The organism is Xanthobacter sp. BG11Y11_SDJG, assembly GCF_057364445.1.
Genome location: NZ_JBNFNU010000773.1, coordinates 1 through 875, shown reverse-complemented (window position 1 = coordinate 875; position 875 = coordinate 1). Strand labels below are relative to the sequence as shown.

Genomic DNA, 875 nt, shown 5'->3' with positions numbered 1-875 from the left:
CCGCGACGGTCTGGCCCGCGACGGGCTGGCCCGCAGCGCTGCGCGCCACGCTTCGGCGCCGCGCACGGCCGCTCTTGCAACTCCGGAGGTTCCCAGCGGGCGCGTGATCATGGCACGAATGTAATGGCCTGTGTGCGATGCGGTAGAGAACATAACTAGAACGTCCGAGCCGGGCCAGCCGAAATCTGGATTCGGCGGCGCAGGGGAATCAGGGGTTGCGCAACCGGGTCTCCGCAGTTAGAACATAATAAGAACATTGACGCCACCCTTCTCGGTCTTCGCGCAGCGCGCAAAGGGACGCGACGGTGGACAGCGGCTTATTTGGGCTCGCGCGCGGCGGCCCGCGGGGGCAGGGTGCGCGCGAGGCATTCGAGAGAGGGAGGGGCCGCCCATGGCCGGCAGCGTCAACAAGGTGATCCTGATCGGCAATCTGGGGCGCGACCCGGAAGTGCGCGCGTTCCAGAGCGGCGGGCGGGTCTGCAACCTGCGCATCGCCACCTCCGAGAGCTGGCGCGACAAGGCCTCCGGCGAGCGCAAGGACCGCACCGAATGGCACCAGGTCTCGATCTATAACGAGAACCTCATCGGCGTCGCCGAGCGGTTCCTGAAGAAGGGCTCGAAGGTCTATATCGAGGGCCAGCTCGAGACCCGCAAATATGAGAAGGACGGGCGCGACGTCTACACCACCGAGGTGGTGCTGCGGCCCTATCGCGGCGAGCTGACGCTGCTCGATTCCCGCGGCGGCGAGGGCGGCGGCGGCGGGGGCGACGATTATGGCGGCGGCTCGGATTTCGGCTCCTCCAGCCCCATGGGTGGCGGCGGCGGTGGTGGCGGCTATGGCGGCGGCGGGCGGCGCTCGGGACCGTCCGGCGGCG

Annotated in this window: 1 protein-coding gene; it reads left to right on the top strand. The window is 68.8% G+C overall.

The features are described from left to right. Positions 1-391: 391 nt before the first annotated feature. The coding region (gene ssb, locus AC2W7M_RS26440) for a single-stranded DNA-binding protein (RefSeq protein ID WP_486136151.1) at positions 392-875 on the top strand (484 nt) is incomplete at its 3' end.